At 70.1% G+C, this 22,322-nt stretch carries 16 protein-coding genes and 1 pseudogene; 10 read left to right on the top strand and 7 right to left on the bottom strand.

What is annotated here, in order from left to right; all coding sequences use genetic code 11:
• Nucleotides 1-163: 163 nt before the first annotated feature.
• Nucleotides 164-662 (bottom strand): annotated as a pseudogene (locus WME97_RS26565) (alcohol dehydrogenase catalytic domain-containing protein).
• A 722-nt stretch (nt 663-1,384) separates the two neighbouring features.
• Between WME97_RS26565 and WME97_RS26570 the strand changes: the two are divergent.
• The 3 genes from WME97_RS26570 (at nt 1,385) to WME97_RS26580 (ending at nt 5,420) form a co-directional block, all read left to right on the top strand.
• A complete protein-coding gene (locus WME97_RS26570; protein ID WP_437541221.1) occupies nt 1,385-2,011 on the top strand; it encodes an RNA polymerase sigma factor in 627 nt (208 codons plus the stop codon).
• Nucleotides 2,012-2,341: 330 nt separating this feature from the next.
• Complete coding sequence (locus tag WME97_RS26575) at nt 2,342-3,784, top strand: DUF1592 domain-containing protein (protein ID WP_437541224.1); 1,443 nt, start codon at nt 2,342-2,344, stop codon at nt 3,782-3,784.
• A 73-nt stretch (nt 3,785-3,857) separates the two neighbouring features.
• Nucleotides 3,858-5,420: a DUF1552 domain-containing protein gene (locus WME97_RS26580; protein ID WP_437541226.1), complete on the top strand. Its 1,563-nt coding sequence runs from the start codon at nt 3,858-3,860 to the stop codon at nt 5,418-5,420.
• Nucleotides 5,421-5,458: 38 nt separating this feature from the next.
• On the opposite strand, the gene WME97_RS26585 is transcribed toward WME97_RS26580, so the two are convergent.
• Together WME97_RS26585 and WME97_RS26590 are read right to left on the bottom strand one after the other, a co-directional pair.
• Nucleotides 5,459-5,935: a hypothetical protein gene (locus WME97_RS26585; RefSeq protein WP_437541228.1), complete on the bottom strand. Its 477-nt coding sequence runs from the start codon at nt 5,933-5,935 to the stop codon at nt 5,459-5,461.
• A 279-nt stretch (nt 5,936-6,214) separates the two neighbouring features.
• The gene (locus tag WME97_RS26590) at nt 6,215-7,003 is read right to left on the bottom strand and encodes an SDR family NAD(P)-dependent oxidoreductase (RefSeq protein ID WP_437541230.1); all 789 of its coding nucleotides are present in this window, start codon (nt 7,001-7,003) and stop codon (nt 6,215-6,217) included.
• Nucleotides 7,004-7,345: 342 nt separating this feature from the next.
• Here WME97_RS26590 and WME97_RS26595 point away from each other — a divergent pair, with 342 nt between their 5' ends.
• Both WME97_RS26595 and WME97_RS26600 read left to right on the top strand, forming a co-directional pair.
• On the top strand, nt 7,346-8,299 hold the full coding sequence (locus WME97_RS26595; RefSeq protein WP_437541232.1) for an STAS domain-containing protein: 954 nt from the start codon (nt 7,346-7,348) through the stop codon (nt 8,297-8,299).
• Between the two features lie 299 nt (nt 8,300-8,598).
• The gene (locus tag WME97_RS26600; protein WP_437541234.1) at nt 8,599-9,846 is read left to right on the top strand and encodes a pectate lyase; all 1,248 of its coding nucleotides are present in this window, start codon (nt 8,599-8,601) and stop codon (nt 9,844-9,846) included.
• Nucleotides 9,847-9,882: 36 nt separating this feature from the next.
• Here the strand turns inward: WME97_RS26600 and WME97_RS26605 are convergent, their stop codons facing one another.
• From WME97_RS26605 to WME97_RS26615, 3 genes are read right to left on the bottom strand one after another with little or no spacing between them, the layout of a single operon-like run.
• Complete coding sequence (locus WME97_RS26605; RefSeq protein WP_437541236.1) at nt 9,883-10,902, bottom strand: hypothetical protein; 1,020 nt, start codon at nt 10,900-10,902, stop codon at nt 9,883-9,885.
• Between the two features lie 3 nt (nt 10,903-10,905).
• Nucleotides 10,906-12,225 (bottom strand): FecR domain-containing protein, encoded by a 1,320-nt coding sequence (locus tag WME97_RS26610; RefSeq protein ID WP_437541238.1) that lies wholly within the window; start codon nt 12,223-12,225, stop codon nt 10,906-10,908.
• Nucleotides 12,222-12,857, bottom strand: a complete 636-nt coding sequence (locus tag WME97_RS26615; RefSeq protein ID WP_437541240.1) for an RNA polymerase sigma factor — start codon at nt 12,855-12,857, stop codon at nt 12,222-12,224. Before WME97_RS26615 ends, WME97_RS26610 begins: the two co-directional genes overlap by 4 nt.
• Before the next feature lie 136 nt (nt 12,858-12,993).
• Here WME97_RS26615 and WME97_RS26620 point away from each other — a divergent pair, with 136 nt between their 5' ends.
• Nucleotides 12,994-14,727 carry a pectate lyase family protein gene (locus WME97_RS26620; protein WP_437541242.1) on the top strand — a complete coding sequence of 578 codons (1,734 nt, stop codon included), beginning with the start codon at nt 12,994-12,996 and terminating at the stop codon, nt 14,725-14,727.
• Nucleotides 14,728-14,729: 2 nt separating this feature from the next.
• On the opposite strand, the gene WME97_RS26625 is transcribed toward WME97_RS26620, so the two are convergent.
• Nucleotides 14,730-15,524 carry a hypothetical protein gene (locus WME97_RS26625; RefSeq protein WP_437541244.1) on the bottom strand — a complete coding sequence of 265 codons (795 nt, stop codon included), beginning with the start codon at nt 15,522-15,524 and terminating at the stop codon, nt 14,730-14,732.
• Between the two features lie 749 nt (nt 15,525-16,273).
• Here WME97_RS26625 and WME97_RS26630 point away from each other — a divergent pair.
• From WME97_RS26630 to WME97_RS26645, 4 genes are all read left to right on the top strand, one after another.
• A complete protein-coding gene (locus WME97_RS26630; RefSeq protein WP_437541245.1) occupies nt 16,274-17,248 on the top strand; it encodes a GAF domain-containing protein in 975 nt (324 codons plus the stop codon).
• The gene (locus WME97_RS26635) at nt 17,245-17,442 is read left to right on the top strand and encodes a hypothetical protein (RefSeq protein ID WP_437541247.1); all 198 of its coding nucleotides are present in this window, start codon (nt 17,245-17,247) and stop codon (nt 17,440-17,442) included. The genes WME97_RS26630 and WME97_RS26635 overlap by 4 nt, the downstream gene beginning before the upstream one ends.
• Before the next feature lie 296 nt (nt 17,443-17,738).
• Complete coding sequence (locus tag WME97_RS26640; protein ID WP_437541249.1) at nt 17,739-19,436, top strand: glycoside hydrolase family 5 protein; 1,698 nt, start codon at nt 17,739-17,741, stop codon at nt 19,434-19,436.
• Nucleotides 19,437-20,523: 1,087 nt separating this feature from the next.
• Entirely contained in the window at nt 20,524-22,281 is a 1,758-nt protein-coding gene (locus tag WME97_RS26645; protein ID WP_437541252.1) for a cytochrome-c peroxidase, read from the top strand.
• Nucleotides 22,282-22,322 lie beyond the last annotated feature (41 nt).

The following is a 22,322-nucleotide window of genomic DNA, read 5'->3' on the forward strand; positions in this document are numbered from 1 at the left end:
CCTCCATGGAATTGACTTGTTGGACTAACCACGTATCCGGGCAAAGTTGGAACGAACACCAGGGCGCGCCTGAGCAACCCATCGCGGACGGTTCACCGAGCCGTCCCAGACAGCGTGGGACTCCTCCTGCCCCTGAACGGCGCGGCGCTCGGTGAGCGCTGGTTCACGGCGGCACGAGCACCGCTGCCCCGGCCATGCGGCCATTCCGCAGATCGTCGAGCGCCTCGTTGGCCGCAGCCAGCGGATAGACGTTCACCTCCGTCCGCACCGGCACCCGCGGCGCGAGCGCGAGGAACTCCTCGCCGTCGCGGCGCGTCAGGTTCGCCACCGACCGCAGCACGAGGTTCTCCCGTCCTGCGCGGCAATACACGCACACACCCGCAGGTCCAGCCGAGCCAGGGCACGCCGACGCGTGCGCCCCTCGCGAACCGCGGCCCGTCGCCGGGCGCGGCCGCCTCCTCGACGACCTCGCCCACGATTTGGTGCCCGGGCACGAGCGGCAGCCTGGCGTCCGGCAGCTCGCCGTCGACCACGTGCAGATCGGTGCGGCAGACGGCGCAGGCGCGCACGCGGAGCAGCACCTCGCCAGGCCCAGGCCGCGGAGCGGGCCGATCCTCCAGCACGAGCGGGCTCTTCGGGGCTCTCAGGACGAGGGCGCGCATGGCTCCGCGCCGAGTGGTTTGCGGCCCGCGCCCCCCGTCCTGCACGTGAGCCCAGGAGATCGCCCCCCCCGGCGAAGAGGGTGTCGCCGTCCACGCCGGGACCGCTGTACGGGCCGGGATCTCCCACCCCTTCTCGCGGATGGCCCCGAGCATGTCCAGCCTGGCTGCCTCGTTTCGATAGCAATGCACGCCGAGCCTCGCCCCTCGGACCGGCAGCGGCGCTCCGGACGAGCCCCGCCAGCCGTGCCCTCCCTCGCGATCGAGGATACCCACGGTCCCGCCGATAGCAGTTGACACTGCGCGTGTGAGCGTTCACAATCTGCGCCAGCGGGTATCCTTTCGCTTCCCCGCTGAAGGGGTCGCCACGCGCGCCGAGACCTCGATGTCCCGATCGACGTCGGCATCGATTCGCTCGGTCGTCGCGGAAGCGAGTGACGGTGAGCTCAACCAAATTGTCCGCGGCTGGAATCGCAGTCCTGGCCAGTGGCAACCTTTGTACAGCAGCGATTACAGCTGCGGTTCATGTGTTGATATAGCATCGCTTTGTCAGAAATATCTCCCTCTCGCCGCCCCTGACGCGCGGCGCTGTCATGTTGAAGTCCGGGCCCGCTGAGAGGGCCATTTCATGCCGCACTCTCGAGAGGTTGAGCCAGGGACGGGGGAGATGTTCCATGCGGATTGCAACTCCTCGCGAAGGGAGCTCCGATGCTACCGGCGGCGAGGTGCAGCCCGTGACCGCGCGCGCGGCGGCCGCTCCGTCGACGCCTCCGCCCGCCGGCGCGGTCTCCGCGGCCGGCGTGCAGGCCGCGCCGCTCGACTTCGCCGAGGTGTACGAGGAGCTCTTTCCCTTGGTCTTTCGGACCGTGCGCCGCCTCGTCGCGGACGTCTCCGCGCACGAGGACGTATGTCAGGAGGTGTTCGCCGTCGTGCACCGGCGGCTCCCGGAGTTCCGGGGACGCTCGTCGCTGAAGACATGGGTTTTCGGGATCGTGGTCAACGTCGTGCAGGCGCACCGGAGGTCGCAGCGCCGCCAGAGCCCGGCCCACCGCGGGACAGGAGAGATCGTGGATCCCGAGCAGCTCGCGGGGCCGAGCGACCTCAGCCCCTACGAGGTCATGAAGAGGGCGGAGGCCGCGCGCGTGGTGCACGACCTCCTGGCGTCGCTCGACGAGGAGAAGCGCGTGGTGCTCCTCCTCGCCGAGCTGGAAGAGCTTCCGGCGTCGGAGATCGCGGAGGGGATCGGGGTGAACATCAACACCGTGTATGCGAGGCTGAGGGCCGCTCGACAGGCGTTCTCCGACGCGGTGCAGCGCCACCACGCCAAGATCCGAGGAGGTCGCCATGGATGAGCCGAGGGCTGGCGAGCGGGCGCTCGCCGCCAACCCTGGATTCATACGACCCACCGCGATCTTCACGGCCATGCCCGCACCCGGTCGATTTGATCACAAAAAACGTGCGCTCCGGTCACAAGACATAACTGCCGATTCCACACGCAGGAGCCGACGATGACATTCAGACTGGACCGAGTGTTCGCGAGTCCATGGATCGCTGCCGGGGGATGCCTCCTGAGCATCTCGTGCACCGGCGCCCTCGGGGACGAGGGCTCTTCGGAGGACACTCCAGGGCAGCCCCCGGACCAGGGTGCCGCCATCGCTGTAGACAGGATGCCTCTCCACCATATGACAGCGTCGGAGTATAACTCCACCGTCGCCCACCTGCTGGGAACGAGCCTGCGGCCCGCGGACGGATTCCCGGCCTTCGGCGCGAAGGGCTTCGACGCAAACGTGAATGCGCTCTCGAACCTCTCGCAGGTCCTGGTCCAGGGGTACTACGACGCCGCCAGGACGCTCGCCGAGGACGCGTTCTCGGACGAGGCGCAGCGCGCCAGGATCCTCGTGTGCGACCCGGCAGAGGGCACGGGCGACGGGTGTGCGCGCCAGATCATCGAGCGCTTCGGGCTGCGTGCCTTCCGGCGCCCGCTCGAGGCGGCGGAGGTCGACCGGTACGCGGCGCAGTACGACGACGCGCGGACCACCCTCGAGATGTCCCCCGTCGAGGCGGTGCAGCACGTCGTCCGGACGGTGCTCACGTCGCCGCATTTCATCCTCCGGATCGAGCTGGGCCCCGACTCGGCGAGATCGCCGGGCGCCCTCAACGGCTACGAGGTCGCGTCGCGCCTCTCGTACCTGCTCTGGAGCTCGCTCCCGGACGACGAGCTCTTCGACGCGGCGAAGGACGATGAGCTGGCCACCGAGGGCGAGCTCGAGCAGCAGGTGGACCGCATGCTGGCCGACCCGAAGAGCGCCGCCTTCTTCCAGAACTTCTACGGGCAGTGGCTCGGGACCCGCACGCTCCCCAGCCACAACGCCGACACGAGCCAGTTCCCGAACTGGGACGATGAGCTGAAGGGCGCGATGCTCGACCAGGTCAACGAGTACTTCGCCGGCTTCACGACCGGCGGGCGGCCTTGGTCCGAGTTCCTCACCGCGCCCCACCCGGAGAGCCGGCTGATCGAGCCGCTCTATGCGAACGACCCCGAGGGCGTGCGCGAGGGGTTCCTCACGCTCCCAGCGTTCCTGACGCTGTCGTCCCGCGCCGACCGGACCTCTCCCACGTCCCGCGCGAAGACGATCCTGGAGCAGCTCTTCTGCGCGCCCATGGTGCCGCCCGCCAACGTGGATATCCCGGAGCTCGGCGCCGCGGACGGGGAGGAGGGCGGCGTCACCAACGTGCGCAAGGAGCTCGAGAAACACCGCGCGTCGCCCGACTGCGCGGGCTGCCACGACGTGCTCGACCCGATCGGGCTGAGCCTGGAGAACTTCGACCCGATCGGCGCCTACCGGACCCAGTACCCGAACGGCGACCCGATCGACGCGACGGGGGTGTACGAGGGCGCGGCGTTCGAGGACATCTCCGGCCTCGTGCCGGCGCTCGTGGAGGCCGCCCGGTCGGGGACCTGCCCGTCCGAGCAGCTCTTCAGCTATGCCCTGCGCCGGCGCCCGAGCGCCGGGGACAGGACCAGGATCAAGGAGATCGCCGCGCGCTGGAGCGGCGGCACGATCGCGGATCTGGCGAAGCAGGTGGTGACCAGCGAGGCGTTCCGCCTTCGAGCGAAGGACTAGGCGCGGTGAGGCCGCACGCGTTGTTTCTGCACAGGACGAAGCACGAAGGAGCGATGCGCACATGAAACGCTTGATGACACGCAGAAATCTGTTGCGCGGCGCGGGCGTCTGCCTGGCGCTGCCGTTCCTCGAGAGCCTCGCGCCGCGCACCGCGCGCGGCGGGGAGCCCGGCACCCCGAAGCGCTTCGTGCTCTGCACCTTCCCGAACGGGGCGCCCCATCACTGGTGGGAGACGGCCCCGGCGTTCGGAAAGACGCTGAAGGGCGCCGATTTCAAGCTGCCGAGGGTGCTCGAGCACTTCGCGCCGGTGAAGTCGAAGATGCTCATGATCAGCCGCCTCGGCAACTACACGTGGAGCACGGAGAAGCACCCCTACATCGAGCCTTCCCACTCGCGCCTCGGCGCGGCGCTCTCGACCTGCGTGGACGCCGATCAGCTGGGGAGGGACGCGCGCCAGGACCTCGGCGAGTGGGTGGGCAACGGCGTCTCGGTCGACCAGCTCATCGTCCAGAAGGCAGGCCCGGAGCAGGCGACCCGCATCCCGTCGCTGCAGACGGGGCTCGGCGTCAAGCCCGGCTTCTTCGACCAGCGCAGCTACGCCTACAACCAGGTCCTCTCCTGGAAGAGCCAGCGCGAGCCGCTGAAGCGCTCGGTCAACCCGAAGGCGGTGTTCGACGCGCTCGTCGGCGCGGGCGCGGCGGGGTCCATGCCAGGGCAGAGCGACGAGGAGGCCAGGATCGAGGCGGAGCGCCGCGCGGCGCTGGAGAAGAGCGTCATCGACGGCGTGCTTGCGGACGCGAACTCGCTCATGAACCGGGTCGGCTCCGACGATCGCAAGATCGTCCAGCAGTACCTGGACTCGCTGCGCGAGATCGAGAAGAACGCGACCCGCGTCCAGTCGACGATGACCCCGCAGACGGGCCTGGGCTGCACCCCGATCAGCCAGCCCGGCGTGGTCCCCGAGCCGCCGGGCCAGGCGGAGGGGCTCAACGAGAACGACAACACGGGAGCCGGCCCGTACAAGCACGAAGATCACGCGAAGGTCATGATCGACCTCATCGTCATGGCCATTCAATGCGACGTGACGCGCGTGATCACCCACATGCACGACGACATGCGCTCCGAGTTCGAGTATCGGTGCATCCCGGAGGACGTCCGCGCCAAGGTGGGACTCGCGTACAGGAGAGAGGCCAGCCTGCACTACCACTCCTCCCAGCACGCCGCCGGCAACCTGGACCGCGCGACCCAGAACGGCCAGTACAAGATCCTCGCGCAGAGCAACCTCGACTACGCGGCGATCAACTGCTGGCTCAACCAGAAGAGCGCGCAGCTCGCGCAGCGGCTCGACGCGATCCCCGAGGGCGACGGCACGGTGCTCGATCACTGCGTCATGGTGCACATGAGCGAGATGCGGTCGCACGACCACGACGGGTACGACCTGCCCATCGTGCTCCTCGGCGGCGACGGCGTCTTCTTGAACGACGCGCACGTCGCCTACGACGCCCTCGGCAACGATCGCCAGCTCCGCGATCTGTGGTTCACCATCATGAACCAGTACTATGGCCTGGGCGTCTCGTCGTTCGGCGAGGATCGTCGCGGCGTGCAGAACGCGCTCCTCGAGGAGATCCTGCGGTAGCCGAGCCCGCAGGATCGCGCCGCTGACCGTCGAGCAGGCTAGAGCCGCGCTCCCCTCGCGAACATCGCGATGATCTCCGCCCCGTCCCCCGCCACCGTCACGTACGCCCCCTCGACGCCGAGCACGTCGCCCTTCTGCGCGAGCGCCTGCACGGCGCTCGCCGCCTTCTGGAGCTGCACGCCCACCGCGCCGCCTCCGATGCGCACCGGCATCCCGCGCTTGAGCTCGATCACGTAGGATCGCCGTCGCGCCGCCCAGGGGCTCGACATGTCGACGGCCAGGAAGTCGCCGCAGGAGGCGCGCTGGTTGGAGCGGAAGAGCCAGAGCTCGGTCCGGCGGCGCATGAGCTCGCGCGCGAACTCGTCCTCATCGGCCTTGAACGCGAACGCATGGAAGGCGAAGGCAGCGTCGGCCTGAGACGGCCGGACAGCCCTCTTCACCAGCTCGCAGAAGAGGTCTCGTCGCGCGACGGCGCGACGGGTGAGCTTGATGGAAAGCGGAAGACGGGGCGCCATGATGCACGCTCTCCGGGCGGCGCTCGGCTCGTACGAGCGTCGCCCGATGGCAGGAGGTCGAAGGTCGAACACACGCCGCCCCGCTAGCGCGAGGCGAGGCGACGGGAGCGGAGGGCGGACGGCGACGGGGCGCCGGAGCGCGAGCAACGCGGGCAGCGGGGAGAACCCGCCCGGCGGAAGCGACCGCGTTGCTACCGGAAGACCTTCATGGCGCTACCTCTGCGAGGTCGAAGATACACGATCGCCCGAGCCGCGCCAGGGCGATGGGGGCGCTCGCTCCTACGGCCCATAGCCAGGCAGCAGCTGAGCCCGCGCCGACGCAGCGACCCGCGCCTCGAGGAAGGCCGGAAAGAGCCCGGCGAGCCGCACGAGAAGCCGATAGACGGGGCTCCCCGCAAACTGCCGGGGCGCCCGATCGACGGCGCGGAGCAGCTCCTTCGCCGTGTACTCGACAGGCAAGCTCACCACGCCGTCGAAGCGGGTGCCCCGCCCGCACGCCGTGTCGGTGTGGGGCGCCACGAACACGACGACCTTGATGCCGAAGCGGCCCACCTCGCCTCGGAGCGCATGCGACCACGCGCCGAGCGCCGCCTTCGTCGCCGAATAATTGGCCGCCGTCGGCGAAGCGATGACCCCGAGCAACGACGAGACGTTCACGATGACGCCCGAGCGGCGCACCAGCATCGACGGCAGCAGCGCGCGCGTCACCCGCACCGCACCCCAGTAATTGAGATCCATCTCGGCGCGTCGCGTGCTCATGTCCTGCGCCATGAAATCCGTCTGGTCGCAGGAACCTGCGTTGTTGATCACGACGTCGCACGGCCCCGCCTCGAGGAGCCGCGCGATCCCCCGCTCGACGCTCCCGTCCTCCGTGACATCCATGGGGACGACCTCGGCCCGCCCGCCCGCGCCAGCGATCTCGCGGGCGAGCGACCTCAACGCGTGCTCGTCGCGCGCGGCGAGCACGACCGTGTGTCCCTGCTTGCCGAGCGCGAGCGCGGCCGCGCGTCCGATCCCGCGCGACGCGCCGGTGACCAGGATTCGTTTGGAAGTGCTCAGTGTGCCCATGGTGTCCCCTACCATCCTCTCCAAGGTGGACCGGGCCGTCCGGTCACCAAACACCGTACGGCGGACAGGACCTGCGCCGCATCTCCGGGGCTGCGGATGAGTTCTCCTGGCTTGCTGTGGGCTCATTGCGGAGGCTCAGCAAGGAGGACGACGGCGTTGTGTAGGCGAGCCGACGACCGCGACGAGGACGTCCTGCCTGGCTTTCCAGTAGATCGAGGACCGTTCTCTCGCTTATAGTTCATCGCGCCTCGGGGACACGACGGCTCGCAGGAACACGTCTTGTGATGCTGTGCGCCGCGCAGGGGCGAGCGTGCGAGAACGAGCCAGCATGAGGGAAGCGCCATGAGCATGGATGGCCGACTCGATCCGAGCGACGCCTCGGCGCTGCGGGAGCGCGTCGTCCGCCTGGAGCAGGAGCTGGCCCAGCGCGAGCGCGAGCTGGCCGAGCACAGGCGGGAGATCCAGGCGCTGCACGAGCGCGTGGCGCAGCTCCTCACGATCGAGGCGGCGCAGAAGCGGCTCGCCGCCGTGGCGGAGAACAGCTCGGATTTCATCGGCATCGCCTCGATGGACGGCGTCGCCCAGTACCTCAACGAGGCGGGGATGCAGCTCGTCGGCCTCGAGGCGAGCGAGCTGCCGCAGGTGACGATTGGCAGCTTCTTCTTCCCCGACGACCTCCCTTACATCGAGCAGCACATCATGCCCGCGACGATGGAGCACGGCCGCTGGGTCGGGGAGTTCAGGTTCCGGCACTTCAAGACCGGGGCTGCGGTTCCGGTCCTTTACAACTCCTTCCTGATCAGGGACCCGGCGACGGGGGAGCCCATGGCGCTGGCGACCGTGACGGCGGACCTCACCGAGCGCAAGCGGGCCGAGGAGGAGCGCATCCGCCTGAAGGACGAGGTGATCCGGGTCCAGGCCGCTACCCTCCGCGAGCTGTCGACCCCCCTGCTCCGCATCAGCGATCGAGCCGTCATCATGCCGCTCATCGGCGTGATGGACTCGACCCGCGCAGCGGCGGTCCTCGAGCGGCTGCTCCAGGGCGTCAGCGCCGAGCAGTCCAAGGTGGTGATCCTCGACATCACGGGCGTATCGAACGTGGACTCACAGGTCGCCGACGCGCTCATCCGGACGGCGAAGGCCGTACGCCTGCTCGGCGCGCAGATGGTCCTCACCGGCATCCGGCCGGAGGTCGCGCAGATCCTCGTGGCGCTCGGCGTCGATCTCGGCAGCATCGTCACGATGGGCTCGCTCCAGAGCGGTATCGCATTTGCGATGACGAATTCTGAAAGGTGAGCAGGGGCCGGATCAACTCCTGGCGCATGAAGACCTGGGCGCGATGCCCGCCAGGCCGGGCGAGCATCTCTTGGCTGTCACTTTTCGCTCTGGGCGCGGCCGCGTGGGCCTGTTCCGGGACACCGCACGACGGCTCCGGGAGCGGCGGAGCTCCCTCGACGGAGCCTGCTGGCACGGGCGGAGCGACGCCGGGCGGAGAGGCATCGGGCAGCGACGCCGCCTCCGGGGCGACGACGGGAGCTGGAGGGGCCGGCGGCGCGCCGAGCCCGGGCGCGGGCGGCGGCGCACCGAGCGCGGGTGTGGGCGGCGGCGCCGGGACGGGCGGGTCGGGCGCCGTCGCGTTCGGGGCCTTCCCCGGCGCCGAGGGATTCGGGCGGATGGCCACCGGCGCGCGCGGCGGCGACGTCTACCATGTCACCAACCTGAACGATGCCGGGCCCGGCTCCCTGCGGGATGCCATCAGCCAGCCGAATCGCACCGTGGTCTTCGACGTCGGCGGCGTCATCAAGCTCGACGCCCGCCTGGTGTTCAAGAACAACCAGACGATCGCCGGGCAAACCGCGCCGGGCGGCGGCATCACCGTCTACGGCAACGGCACCTCCTTCTCCGGCGCGTCGAACACGATCGTTCGCTACGTGCGGTTTCGCATGGGCAAGATCGGCGACTCGGGCAAGGACACCATCACCATGGCCAACGGACACGATGTGATCTGGGACCATTGCTCGCTGAGCTGGGGGCGCGACGGCACCTTCGATCTGAACCGGGAGAGCGGGGCGGAGCTCTACAACATCACGCTTCAAGATTCGATCGTCGCGCAGGGGCTCCAGACGCACAGCACGGGCGGCATCGTCAACACGACCGGCACGTCGATCATCCGGTCCTTGTACATCGACAACAATTCCCGTAACCCCAAGGCCCGCGGGACGCTGCAGTTCGTCAACAACGTCGTCTACAACTGGGTCACCTCGGGGTACATCCTGGGCGACACGAGCGGGCGCTCGGACGGGGTGATGGTCGGCAATACCCTGATCCCCGGCCCGGAGACGAACGGCGGCACCCTGGACAGCCCCACGCCAGAGTACCACCTCTATGCCGTCGACAACTGGTACGACAGCAACAAGGACGGTGTCCTGAACGGCCGCCCGCTCGGCCAGGGAGACTTCGGCTCGGTGACCTGGGAGGCGGCGCCGAGCGTCGAGGTTCCCGACGTGCCCGCGATGAGCGCGAAGGACGCCTTCGACCACGTGATGAAGCACGCCGGGGCGTCTCTCTGGCGTGACCCGGTCGACGACTTCTTGATGGGAGAGCTCGCGTCCCTCGGCACCGAGGGCGCCACGATCAGCGACGAGAAGAGCCTCGGCCTCCCCAACACCGTTGGAGACATCCCGGGGGGCTCTGCGCCCGCGGACACGGATCAGGACGGGATGTCCGATGCATGGGAGGTCTCCGCCTCGCTCGATCCTCACGACGCGGAGGATCGCAATGGCGACCGCAACGGCGACGGCTGGACGAACCTCGAGGAGTACATCAACTCCCTCGTCCCGTGACGCCTCGAGGACGCGCGCGCGCCTCGCCATCCTCTCTCAGAACGAGACCCCCAGGCTGAGCGTGCCCAGGGCTTGAGCGATGAGCGGAGCGGTGCGCTCGTCATCGACGGCGATGATGGGGCGCGGCAGGAGCGTGAGACAGGTGAGCTCGAGGCCGAGGCCCACGCTCGGATGAAAGAAGTACTGGACGCTCAGCCCCGCGTCCGCGGCGAAGCTGAAGAACTCCTCGCTGCGCCCCAGGAGCGGCGGCTCGACATGGCCGGTGGCCTGGAGGTGGTAGGCGCCGACGCCAAGGAGCGGCCCCCATTCCCAGTGAAGACCGGCAGCCGTCTGCCCCAGGTTCCAGCTGGCCCGGAGGAGCGCGAGCTCCTGACGCACCCGGGCGGCGCCGCCTGCTGCGCGGAACTCGGCGCCAAAGAGGGGACCGCCGAGGAGCAGGCCGAGACGGAAGCGCTCGTCGAGGCGGGTGTGCGCCCCGATCTGCGCGCCGACGCCGCCACCCACCGAGGGCGTGAAGAGGACGAGCCCTCCCGTGCGCACGTGAAAGCGGGGCGGCTCCCGGGAGAAGCGGAGCACCTCGGGGGCGGGCGGCTGGGCCTCGACGCCGAGCACATCCCGCGCGGGAGCCTGGCCCGGGCCCAGCTCGAGGAGGCTTGCGCGCAGCAGATCGACGGCGCGCACGGCGAGGAGCATCGGGCCATCGCTGGAAGGATCGATGAGGAGCTTTCGCGTGGTCGTCTTGCCGGTCACGCGATCCACGATGCACACCTCGGCGGCCGTGCCGCTTCCGTCGCGCCGCAGCGCAACAGCCGCAAAGGCCTCGCTCTCCTGCGCCTCTCGCTCGAGCTCCTCGGCCCCGGGCGATCGCGCGGCGCTCCCGAGCACGATGACCTCGAAGGACTGGAGCTCCAGCTCCGCAGAGAGCCGCCCGAAGGCCTCGAAGAGCGTGGCATCGCGCGGATCCGGGCGGACGACGAGCACGCGCTGCGCCCACGCCAGTCGAGGGCAGACGAGCAGCAGGAGCAGGACGAGGAGCGTTCGCGCCCGCCGGACCATGGATCAGGGCTGAACGGCGAGCTGTCGAGCCGTCTTGGCGTGGACCCCGCTCGGGTAGAGGCGCAGGTACTCTTGCGCCACCACGCGCGCGGCGGCCGGTCCTTCGAGGCTCTGGACCGCGCGCATCTTTCCCGCGAGCGCTTCGGCGGCAAAGGCGCCGCCCGGCGCCTCGCGAAGGGCCGTCTCGTACCAGGTCCTGGCGCGCGCGGCGGCGCCGCGGCTCTCGTGAAGGCGCCCGAGCAAGAAGGCCGCGCGGCTCCCCGCGGTCGACGCGTAGCGCGCGCGGAGGGCGAGCAGGGCCTGCTCGGCGAGCTCGTTCTGCCCCACGTAGCGAGCGGCGTCGGCCAGGGCGTTCAGATCGGCGGCATCACAGGAGGTGAGACAGCTCTGCGTGCCCCGCGCCGCGGCCTCCTGGACGACGCGCCGGAACTCGCCCTGGGAAACGAGCTTGCTCCAGGGCGGTCTGGCGCTCGGCGGGGCGACCAGGGGCGCCAGGGTTTCAGCGGAGCTCGGCGCCGGGGGAGCAGCGGGCTCCGGCGGCGGTGCAGCGACCTCGGCGAGCTGCCCCTGCGCCGCGGGAGGCGCGGGCTCGGCGCCTTGCACCGCCGTGTCGGCGCCTTGCACCGCCGTGTCGGGGCCTTGCGCCGCCGTGTCGGGGGCCTGAGCCGTCGAGTCGCTGACGTGCAGGGTCCTCGCCTGAGCGTCCCCCACGAAGCGCTGCCCTGCGCGCACGCTCACGGCGCCAGAGCCGGAGTAGCCCTCCACCTCGACCGCCCCCTCGCGCAGGATCACCTCGAGCCGCTCGCGGTCAGCGTCCCAGAGGAGCTCGAAGCGCGTGCCCACCACGCGGACCACGAAGGGACCCGCGACGAAGCGCCACTCGCTGTGCCCGGTGTGCGTGACCTCGGCTTCGACCCGGCCGCGTTCGACCGAGATGCGGGCGCCGCGCTCGTTCCTGGTCTCGTCGATACGGAGCCGCGCCCCCGCCGCGGCCCGGATCCGCGTCTGATCGGAGAAGGTGATGGCGGCCGGGTGATCGACGGGTACGCGCACATAGCCGCTCTCGTTCACCGCGCCCTCGACGACGTAATCGAGACCTCGCTCCGTTCGCCAGAAGAAGAAAACGGCCATCAGCACGCTCGCGGCGAGGGCGAGCGGAGCCACCCAGCGGACGACCACCCGCGCCTTGCTCGAGCGCGCCTGCGCCTCGTCGACGCGGCGCAGGAAGGCGGCGCGCGCCTCGCGGCGCTCCGGCTCGCTCAGCTGAGCGGCTCTCTGCAGGAGGGCCGCGACGGGATCGAGCTGTCGTTCGGGTTCGCTCATGGCCAAAGTCCTTCACACCGGGACAGGAACTCCTGGAGGGCTGGCTCGCGCGCCTTGAGCAAGAACGCGCGCGCGCTCTCGAGCTCACGGCGCACCGTCGACTCGGACACGCCGAGCGCCGCGGCCGTCTCGAGCATTTCGAGGCCTTGCACGTGGCGCAGCACGAAGGCCATGCGCCGGCGCGTGCTCAGCCTGTCGAGCACACGGTGGAGGGCGCTCAGCACCTCGCGATGCTCGAAGTCGACGCGATCGAGGGCGCGCTCGGGGAGCTCTCCGCTCGGGGAAAGGCCCACCCAGCGGCGTATCTTGCGCTTCCGGATCTCGAGCGCTGCCTGCCGCGCCGCCATGGACGCAAGATAGCCACGGAGGGCCCCCCCGTCCTGGATGCGCGCGGCCCCCTGCATCAGGCCCAGGAAGACCTCCTGGACCAGATCTTCAAGGCTGGTATCGGGACCGAGGGCCCCATACAGCACACCTCGCACGAGACCCGAGTACCTGTCCCAGATGACGGCGAGGGCCTCCCGCTCTCCAGCGGCGGCGCCAGCGACCAAGCTCGCGTCCGACCGCCTGTCGGCGGGGAAGCGGGCCAAGGTGGGTCCGGGCGGCGGGGCGGAGCGCGTGGGTTGAGCCACTCTCTCCTAGTTACTTGGGGGCATCCCGAGCCTCCAGAAAAATTCGCCCGCCGCCAGGACGCTGGATCGGAGCAGGCAACTCGGAGCATTTCGGTTGCGCTCCCGGGCGTCGCCCCGCAGCTTTGCCCTGTTCGTCATGCGCCTCTCCTGCCGCACCCGGCTCCTCCGAGTCGCCGCGCTCTCGGCCCTGGCCTGGGGGCTCTCCTGTGAGGATCAGCTCCTCCAGACGGCCACCCGACCTCCGGGCAACGCGGGTGTCGGCGGCAGCTCTCCTACCCTCTCGGAGCTCGCCTGCGACGTCGAGCCGCCGGCAGCGGAGCTCCCTCCGGGGGCCGCCTTCGGAGAGGGAGAGGAGCGCGCGAGTTCGCCGCTCGTCAGCGCGAGCTACGGGGCGCTCGAGGGCCCCGGTCTCTCGATCACGGCGCGCGATGCCTTCCGCGTCCAGGTCAACGGAGATCTCATCGCCGCGAGCGAGTCGGCGCGCGCTCCGATCTTCGTGCCCCTCTCCTTGTTGCCGGGAGAGAACGTGATCGCCGTGAGCGTTCACGCCGCAGCGGGGACCCCCGCGGCGCTCGTCCACCTCGACGAGCTCGAGCGCAGCCATGGGAGCGGCAGCGACTGGAAGATGAGCACCGCGCCGGAAGGAGACTGGACCGCGCCCGGCTACGACGACAGCGGCTGGACGGCGGCGCGCGAGCTGGGGAGCGCTGGAGATCTGCCGGGCTGCGATCCCGAGGCGGCCTTCCCCGCGAGCACGGAGGCTCGCTGGATCGGGCCCGCGCCGGGGACGCGGGGGCCCGTCGCCCTCCGCAAGGTGATACGGGTCGAGGCGATCGGCTTTGGCGAGGGCACGACGGGGGGCGCGGGGGCGACGCCCGTGCTTGTCTCGAGCTGGACCGAGCTCGAGACGCTCGCCCGCTCGGACGACCCGGCCGTGATCTTGCTCGCCGAAGGCCTCTACGACTTCCGCCGCACAGGCTCGGAGGTCCAGGACATCGAGGTCTGTCCCAGCACCTGCTCGGGGGAGCCCGAGAAGACGTTCTATCAGGTCCTCACCGGGGATGCGACCTGCGAGCGTCCGCTCGTCGGGGCGACGCGGAACCATCGCGTCCTCCAGTTCGGCTCCAACAAGACCCTCGTCGGGCTCGGGCGCGGCGCGGCGCTGCCTGGCGTGAACATGGATCTCAACGAGAGCGAGAACGTGATCATCCGCAACGTCGCCCTCTACGATCTGAACTCGAACGTGCACGAAGCGGGCGATGCGTTCACGCTGACGCAAGCCTCCAGGGTCTGGATCGATCACACGACCGTCCAGCGGATCAGCGACGCCTTCGCCGACGTCCACGCGGGCACGAGCGGGGTCACCTTCTCCTATGGCCACTTCGACGGCAGCAACGAGGCCGAGTGCGGCGGCCGCGAGCGCTGGGCCTGCACGATCACCGACGCCGAGGTGACGATGCACCACTGTCGCTTCGATGAAGTGAGGACGCGCGCCCCCCTCGCCACCGGATCCCGAGCGCGCGCCCACCTCTTCAACAATGTGTTCTCGAACATCTCGGACTGGGCGGTCGGCGCCGCCTGTGAGGGGCAGGTGCTGCTCGAGGCGAGCGTGTTCGAGAACGCCGACGCGGCGACGCGGCGCTCGGACTGCAGCGACGCGACGGGCCGGGGGCTCCTCCTCGCCGCCCCTGGCTCGAACCTCTACCGCGACGAGAGCGGCGTTCACCTGGGCGGAGACGGGGAGCCGGCGGATGACGTCTTCACGCCCCCCTACGACTACGCGCCCGAGCGGGCGAGCGACGCGTTGCTCCAGGTGATCTCTCGCGCCGGCGCCGGAGGGCCCTGGGCGCTGCCGCTCGCGCGCGAGTAGTCTTATTCGGGCGCCCAGGTCACGGTGGTGATGACCTGAAGATGGCCGAGGTCGCGGACGAAGGTATGCACGCGCCCGCTCGGCGACACGTCGACCGGATCGCCCCAATGCTCCATGTCGGTGGGGTCGACGCCGGCCAGGGCGGGCGGCGCCGCGCCGGCAGCGCCGACGGTCGTCATGCTATCGAGGTGCTTGTAGATGGCCTCGAGCTGCGTATAGTCATGCTGATCCGGGTGCTGGTTTTGCCCCGGATCGTTCGAGTAGTCCATGCACGTCCCGGTCGTCGTGCTGAAGTCCTCGTCGTTGTGCGCGAGCCCGAAGATATGCCCGATCTCCTGGCACGTCACGGAGGCTCTCCATGCCGGCGTGTTGTACCTGGCCGTGTCGAAGTAGGTGTCGTTCAGCCTCACCGTGCCCTGGGTGATGTGCTCCCCGTCGGCCCAGACCGTGGCCAGTCCGAGCCACCCGTTGGCGCCGTATCGCGCGTTGCAGACCTCGGCCCTCCCGCTGGTGGGCCGGCATCGCCTGCCGCCCCCGCCGGCAGCGACAGTGGCGTCGAGCACCGACGACCTGGACCAATCGCTGGCGGCGACCGAGAGGTGCTCGGCCCACGCGGAGGACACGTTGTTGCCGAGCTTGATGGTGAAGGGGTTGCTCGTTCGTGCCCAGTGGTATTTGCCCCAGGCGTGCGACGCCAGCGCGGCGCGCTGGACGTCCTCCACGTCGGCTGCGCAGCCGACGTGGAGGAGCGAGAGGACCGACACGGACAGGCCCAGGGCGAACCGCTTCTTGCTCATGTGCGAACCTTCCTGTCGAGGGTTCAATCCGGCCGAGCTGGGCGCCGGCGAGCACTCGCCATCGTGGCGTTTGCACGGATCCCGGACGTTATCGTGGGCCAGGCGCGACCGCGGCCTGACGCAGCGGCAACGGCGTTGTTCGTCAGGAACGACCCTCTGCGCAGCGCGATGAAAGCGCCATTTGATCTCGTGCGTCGCTCCCGAGAAACCGAATGAGCGACCGCGCACGATATCGTCTGTCGTCCCCCTGTCAAGGATGGCTTTCCCTGTTCGAGAGGCGCGATCACCTCCGCACACCGGCATCGCGGTGATACGGCCCAGCGCCGGTGTGGTCGCCTCGGACGTCCTGGGAGCGTCTCGGCGAGATCACGCATCCATCCAGGACCACGCCCCGGGGGCCCGTGTGGAGGGACATAGAACCCCGTGGAGAGGCCGACGAGCGTGAGCGTCGACGCAGGGGCCGCGGAGGACGCCAGCTCGGCACCGGCGCTGCCGAGAGCTGGTTCATGGTTGTTCCCAGGGCTTTCTTTCGGTTGCGAGCGCGGGCGAGCGGCGCCGGGGCGGCGAGACAGCGAAGCCGCCGGCTCGAAGGTGGACACCGGTGGGGTCGTGTCTCCTGGAGCGCGGAGCCGATGAAGCGCCCGCGGGGGCAGCTCGAGGGGCCGGGTTGCGGTAAGGTCGTGGGCCGGGCGCGGGCACGGCGGCGCTCGCGGTTGAGCCCGCCCTGTCGCCCCGGCAAGAACACCCCCATGGCCGATTTGAACGATCCCGCGCGCCTCGCCGAGCTGCACCACGTGCTGCTGCGCGACGACGCGGACGCCATCCTGGACGCCTGCGTCGAGCGGGCGGCCGAGCTCGCCCGGGCGCCGATGGCGCTCGTGAGCCTGGTGGTCCGACACATCCAGCTGTTCCGCGCGCACCGCGGCCTGCCGCCCGACCTGGGCGTCAGCTGCGCGACCTCACGGAGCAGCTCGTTCTGCCAGCTCGTCGTGCGCCACGAGGCGCCGCTCGTGGTCGAGGACGCCGTGCACGACGAGCGCGTACCCAAGGAGCTGGTGGAGCGTTATGGCATCCGCGCGTACGCGGGTGTGCCGGTGCGGGTGCGCCGGCATGTGGTCGGTTCGCTCTGCGTGATCGACCTCGTCCCGCGCACCTTCGAGCCGGGCGTCGTCGAGGGCCTCCATCGGCTCGCCGCCGAGGCCGGCGCGCGGCTCGAGGCGCTGGAGAGCGACACGCCGCCGCCGAGCCGCACCGCGAGGGAGCGCCTCGGCCGGTTCGGGCAGACCGCGCGTGCGCTGGAGCGCGCGCTCCTGGCCATCGCTCCGGTGCTCGCCGAGGCGCAGCGCGCGGCGGCGACGCTGCCGGAGGCGCCGCAGATCGCGCCGAGCCCGGACGATCTTCGCGCGGCGGTCGACTGCTACCGGGACATGTTCGCGATCGCGGCCGAGCTGGCCGACGACGCCATGGCCCTCTCGCGCTCCGCTCCGGCCGAGGCGGCGTCCGAGCTCGCCCAGGCGACGCGGTCCCTCACGCGGGACATGGTCGAGATCAGCCCGCTCGTCCGGCTCGCCGAGAGCGTGCTCGGGGGTACGCTCGACGAGGGCGCCGCCGCGAGGGCAGCGCACGTCGTGCGGGACGCGTTCGCGGCGCACGAGACCGCGATCGCCGCGGTGCGCCGGGTCATCACCACCGTCGAGCGCGCGCGGACAGCGGAGGCGCTGTGAAAGGCCGAGCGTACCAGCTGCTCCGCTCCTGTCTCGGCGACAAGGACCCTCCGAACGCGCGCGACGCGTTCATCTATGCGCGGGTCATCATGCGCGCGCGCGTCGTGCCCGAGGAGATCACGCCGGCGCTCGACGACCCCGCCGTCGAGCGCCGACTGGAGAGCGCGCTGCAAGACATCGTCCGCCGCGCGTAGGGAGGGGCCCTCGGCCCCTCGCTCCGTCAGGCTCCGAGAGAGACGCCCACGGGTGGAGTGAAGGGTGATCCCGCGCGGGATCGCGCGGATCGCCATTCGTGTGGATCGCGCGGATCGCGCGGATCGCGCGGATCACGCGTGCAAGCGTGCAGGGCTCGACGGTTCTCCCACTTTCACCTTCACCCGTCGCGCCGGGCCTGCTATGCAGTGGGTTGCCTTCTTTGCCGATGTCCTTGCTTGACGCCCGCGATAGAGGCCGGGTGCGCCGTGCAAGGCGCCTTCCTTGGAGAATTACGATGAGCCATGACTTGACCCCTGGACTGTTCACCGGGCCGAAGTGGACGCGCGGCCTTCTGCAGCTCGCCTTGCCGGCGATGGTGCTACTCGCGTGCGGAAGCCCGTCGGAAGACTCGGCATCAGGGGGCGGCGACGCATCGACCGTGGCGTCGGCGTCGATCTCCTCGAGCGGCGGTGTCGACACGACGGCGTCGGCCTCCTCGGGCGGCAATGGCGGATCGAGCGGCAATGGTGGTTCGGGCGGCAATGGCGGCTCGAATGGCAACGGCGGGTCAGGCGGCAATGGCGGCTCGGGCGGCAATGGCGGCTCGGGCGGCAATGGCGGGTCAGGCGGCAATGGCGGATCAGGCGGCACCGGCGGCTCGGGCGGCATCGGCGGTGACGATGCCTCGACGGTGGCCTCCTCGTCGGCGTCCTCGGGCGGCACGACCGGCGCCGGCGGCACAGGAGGCGACGACGCGTCGACCGTCGCCTCCTCGTCGGCGTCCTCGGGCGGGGCCGCCACGTCGACGTCGACCGTCGCCTCCTCGTCGGCCTCCTCGAGCAGCGCCGGTGGCACGGGCGGCGGCGATGCCTCGACATCGACGGTGGCCTCCTCGTCGGCCTCCTCGGGCGGCGGCGGCGGCGGCGCGGGCGGCGGCGATGCCTCGACGTCGGCCGTAGCGTCCTCGTCGGCCTCCTCGGGCGGCGGCGGCGGCATGGGTGGCGGCGATGCCTCGACGTCGAGCGTGACCACCACATCGAGCGGCACCAGCTCGACCACCTCGACCGGCACGGGCCCCCTCGCGAGGACGCCGGTGGAGCGGCACGGCCGCCTGAAGGTGATGGGCAACCGCGTCGTCGACGAGCACGGCGAAGAGCTCCAGCTCAAGGGCATGAGCATGTTCTGGAGCGTCTGGGAGGGCGAGAAGTTCTACAACGCGTCCGCCGTCAACACGCTCGTGAACGACTGGGATGCGACCGTCGTCCGCGCCGCGATGACCGCCAGCATATCGGGGCTCGGCTACGTCCACAACCCGGACGCGGAGAAGCGGAAGGTCAAGGCGATCGTCGACGCCGCCATCGCCAGAGGCATCTACGTGCTCATCGACTGGCACGATCACGACGCGGTCCAGCCCCGGAACAAGGAGGCCGCGAAGCGCTTCTTCCGGGAGATGGCGACGGAATACGGCGATGAGCCCGCCGTGATCTTCGAGGTGTTCAACGAGCCCGACACCGAGACCTGGGCGCAGGTGAAGGCGTATGCCGAGGAGGTGATCCGGGAGATCCGCGGCGCCGGCTCCGACAACCTCGTGATCGTCGGGTCGCCGAGCTGGTCGCAGGACGTGGACGTCGCCGCCAACAACCCGATCACGAGCTACGGCAACATCGCCTACACGCTCCACTTCTATGCGGCGACGCACAAGGATGAGCTGCGCGCCAAGGCGACGACCGCGATGGCCAAGGGCCTCGCGCTGTTCGTCACCGAGTGGGGCACCTGCGCCAGCACCGGGAACGGCGCGCTGGATCTCGCCGAGGCGCAGCGGTGGCTCGACTTCATGGCCAGCAACAGCATCAGCTGGCTCAACTGGTCCATCGTCGACAAGGACGAGTCCTGCGCCGCGCTCAGGCCCGGCGCGAGCGCCGGCGGCCCGTGGTCGAATGGCCAGCTGACCGAGTCGGGGCGGTGGGTGAAGCAGAAGATCCAGGCGCCTTGACGCGGGGAGCCCGCCGAGGGGCGCCGTCGAGGCCGGGGGCGCTCCGCCCGGGTCGGTCGCGCGGCGCCACGTCGCCTCGGGCGCGGACAGCGAAGCTCCCGCGGCGCGCTTTCCGTTCCTTCGAGGCCTCCTCGAAGACCAGAGTCTAGCTCTCTCGCCTTCGCCTCGTTCACCAGGCGATCCGCGCTCGATCGGCTCACTCCCGCGCTTCCTCATCGACGACATTGCCCGAACTCGGTGGATGAGTCAGGGTTTCGGCGACGCACACGGCCGCGCCTGCTCGGCGCGGTGACGGCAAGAGGAAGGGATGTGTCCTGTCCCTTCATCCCACTTCGTCCGGTCCTCGACAGAGGTCGTCTTCTCCCTCGAATCCCCCGCGCGAGCCGATGTGCTCGCGACGCTGGGGAGACGCCCGGCCGAGACGAGACAGGACGAGGCGTCGATGCGCGCCCTGGACACGCGCTGTCTTTCTGAAGTTCGGATGGCTTGAAGAGACTCGAACGATGCCGGGCGGAACCCCGTCGAGCGTCGGCGCTCGCGACATCCGCTCATCGCAGGACGGACGAACATGCCGGCGACCCGCGGTGTCCCGCGAGGACGCTGGCTCGCGCCGCCTGTCATTCACTCGCGCAGCAGCGAAGGAGGCTTCCTCGTGATGGTTAGAGCTCGTTCTGTAGACCCGCGCACGGGCGAGATCGGGGCGTGGATCCTCGTCGTCCTGATGGGTCTATCGTCAACCGCCGGATGCTGGCCCGAGGGACGCGAGCCTCCGTGCTCGGGATGCGGGAGGCCCGGACCGTCTTCGTCGCTCGGGGACGGCGGGGCTTCGTCGCTCGGGGACGGCGGGGCTTCGTCGCTCGGGAACGGCGGCTCATCGTCGCTCGGTGGCGGCGGGTCTTCGTCGCTCGCGGGCGGCGGGTCCTCGTCGCCGGTCACGCCCGGGAGCGGTGACCCGCCGGCGGATCCGCCGGACGACGGCGCGACGCCCGCGCCAGCCACTCCGCCGCCATCCCTCGGCTCGCTCCGAGGCGTCGCCGTCCCGGAGCCGCGCGACCTGTCCCGGTACGTCAAGAGCAGGGAGACGGCCGTGGCCCTCGGAAAGGCGCTGTTCTGGGACATGCAGGTCGGCAGCGACGGCGTGGCGTGCGCGACGTGCCACTTCCACGCCGGCGTCGACCACCGCAAGAGAAACCAGATCAACCCGGGTATCAACAACCAGGATCCCGAGCGGCGCACGCGGTTCGAAGCCACGCGGTCGGACGGGAAGGGCGGACCGAACTACGCGCTCGTGGCGAGCGACTGGACTTTCCGCCGCGACTTCCCCGCGGATGCCGACGACGTCATCTCTTCACAGGGGGTGTTCCACGCTCGATTCAACGGCATCGTGCCCGAGAGCGAGAAGGACGACTGCACGCTGCTGCCGGACGTCTTCCAGGTGCAAGGGGTGAACGTGCGGCGCGTCGAGCCGCGGCAGACGCCCACCGTCATCAACGCGGTGTTCAACTTCCGCAACTTCTGGGACGGACGCGCAAGCAACCATTTCAACGGAGTGAACCCGTTCGGCAGGCGAGATCCGGACGCCGCCGTCCACGCCGTGCGCGACGGCGTCCTGGTCCGCGAGAGGGTCGACCTGGAGAACTCGAGCCTCGCGTCTCAGGCCGTAGGCCCGCCGATCAACCCCTTCGAGATGTCGTGTGAGGGGAGGACGTACGCTGACGTCGCCGCGAAGCTCTTGCCGCGCAGGCCGCTCGCTGGCCAGATCGTTGACCCCACGGACAGCATCCTCGGCGAGCTGCGCGATTCGAGCGGAAAAGGGCTCGCTCCGTCCTATGGAGAGCTCGTCGAAGAGGCCTTCGTGGACGCGTACTGGCGGTCGGATCAGCGCGTCGGCGCTCGGCCGCTCGTGGAAGCGAACTTCTCGCTCTTCTTTGGCCTCGCCATCCAGCTCTACGAGGCGACGCTCGTGTCCGACAACAGCCGGTTCGATCGCTTCGCCGACGGGGACAGCGCCGCCCTGAGCGACGAGGAGCGCGCGGGGCTCGCGATCTTCCAGGGCAAGGGCAGGTGCATCAACTGCCACCATGGCCCCGAGTTCACCAGCGCCGCCACCCGCCTGCAGCGCGAGGAGCAGGTGGGCGGTTTGATCTCGCGAATGCCGGTCGGGGACGGCGGCGCCGCGCTGTACGACAGGGGTTACTACAACATTGGCGTTCGGCCGACCGAGGAGGACATCGGCGCCGGAGGGGTCGACCCCTTCGGTCATCCGTTCTCGTTCGCGCGGCAAGGGAAGCTGCTCGCCGCGGGCGAGGGCGCCCCGGACGTATTCGGCATCGACACGGCGTCGTTCGAGGTCGAACCAGGGGTGCCGATCGCGTCGGGCGAGCGCGATGCGGTCGACGGCGCCTTCAAGGTCCCGACGCTCCGGAACATCGAGCTGACGGGCCCCTATTTTCACAACGGAGGCGCGCTGACGCTGCGGCAAGTCGTCGAATTTTACAACCGTGGCGGCGGACGGCGAGAACGGGAGAGCGGAGACAGTACCGGGTTTGGGCCCAACGGGACGAACCTCGCTCCGAACATTCAGCCGCTCGGGCTGACGGAAGAGGAGAAGAAGGCGCTCGTGGCGTTCCTGGCGACGCTCACGGACGAGCGGGTCCGGTTCGAGGAGGCGCCGTTCGATCACCCGCAGCTGTTCGTCGTCGACGGTCACTTCTGGAATGAATGGACCGTGGTGGATGACGGCACGGGGCGTGCTCGCGAGAAGATCAAGGAGGTCCCGGCGGTCGGCGCCGCAGGGCGTAAGCCGAAGGACCTCCCTGGGCTTGCGCCTTTCAACCCGCTCTGAGCGCCACGGCGATCCCAACCTGCGGCGGCGATCCCAACCTG

The sequence above is a fragment of the Sorangium sp. So ce367 genome, assembly GCF_051520455.1.
Lineage (GTDB): Bacteria > Myxococcota_A > Polyangia > Polyangiales > Polyangiaceae > Sorangium > Sorangium cellulosum_B.

Coding starts and splice junctions, on each gene's coding strand:
- WME97_RS26575 (WP_437541224.1), top strand. CDS start 2,342: ATGACAGCGTCGGAGTATAACTCCACCGTCGCCCACCTGCTGGGAACG.
- WME97_RS26640 (WP_437541249.1), top strand. CDS start 17,739: ATGAGCCATGACTTGACCCCTGGACTGTTCACCGGGCCGAAGTGGACG.
- WME97_RS26610 (WP_437541238.1), bottom strand. CDS start 12,225: ATGAGCGAACCCGAACGACAGCTCGATCCCGTCGCGGCCCTCCTGCAG.
- WME97_RS26605 (WP_437541236.1), bottom strand. CDS start 10,902: ATGGTCCGGCGGGCGCGAACGCTCCTCGTCCTGCTCCTGCTGCTCGTC.
- WME97_RS26585 (WP_437541228.1), bottom strand. CDS start 5,935: ATGGCGCCCCGTCTTCCGCTTTCCATCAAGCTCACCCGTCGCGCCGTC.
- WME97_RS26590 (WP_437541230.1), bottom strand. CDS start 7,003: ATGGGCACACTGAGCACTTCCAAACGAATCCTGGTCACCGGCGCGTCG.
- WME97_RS26595 (WP_437541232.1), top strand. CDS start 7,346: ATGAGCATGGATGGCCGACTCGATCCGAGCGACGCCTCGGCGCTGCGG.
- WME97_RS26580 (WP_437541226.1), top strand. CDS start 3,858: ATGACACGCAGAAATCTGTTGCGCGGCGCGGGCGTCTGCCTGGCGCTG.
- WME97_RS26620 (WP_437541242.1), top strand. CDS start 12,994: ATGCGCCTCTCCTGCCGCACCCGGCTCCTCCGAGTCGCCGCGCTCTCG.
- WME97_RS26630 (WP_437541245.1), top strand. CDS start 16,274: ATGGCCGATTTGAACGATCCCGCGCGCCTCGCCGAGCTGCACCACGTG.
- WME97_RS26625 (WP_437541244.1), bottom strand. CDS start 15,524: ATGAGCAAGAAGCGGTTCGCCCTGGGCCTGTCCGTGTCGGTCCTCTCG.